A 413-nucleotide genomic window follows, 5' to 3' on the forward strand; every position below is an offset into this window, starting at 1 on the left:
TTCTCCTGGTACTCGTACTCGCCGACGCGCGTGCGCCACCCGTACGTCCGCGGAGTGCTCCTGGAGGCGTACCGGGAGGCCAGGCGGCGGCTCGGCGATCCCGTGCTGGCCTGGGCCGACGTCCAGGCGGACCCGGAGCGCCGGCGCGCGTACCAGCGGGCCCGCGGCAAGGGCGGGCTCGTGCGCGCGAGCTGGGAGGAGGCGACCGAGATCGTCGCGGCCGCCCACGTGCACACCATCAAGGAGCACGGACCGGACCGCGTCGCCGGCTTCTCCCCGATCCCGGCGATGTCGATGGCCTCGCACGCCGCCGGGGCCCGCTTCCACTCCCTCATCGGCGCGCCGATGCTGAGCTTCTACGACTGGTACGCGGACCTGCCCGTCGCCTCGCCGCAGGTCTTCGGCGACCAGAC

Annotated in this window: 1 protein-coding gene; it reads left to right on the plus strand. The window is 74.1% G+C overall.

Annotated features, from left to right (window positions below):
* A partial coding sequence (locus tag G3I78_RS49455) for a molybdopterin-dependent oxidoreductase (RefSeq protein ID WP_164437219.1) occupies positions 1 to 413 on the plus strand: 413 nt, incomplete at both ends.

The sequence above is a fragment of the Streptomyces sp. SID13726 genome (genome assembly GCF_010548375.1).
In the GTDB taxonomy this organism is placed as follows: Bacteria; Actinomycetota; Actinomycetes; order Streptomycetales; family Streptomycetaceae; genus Streptomyces.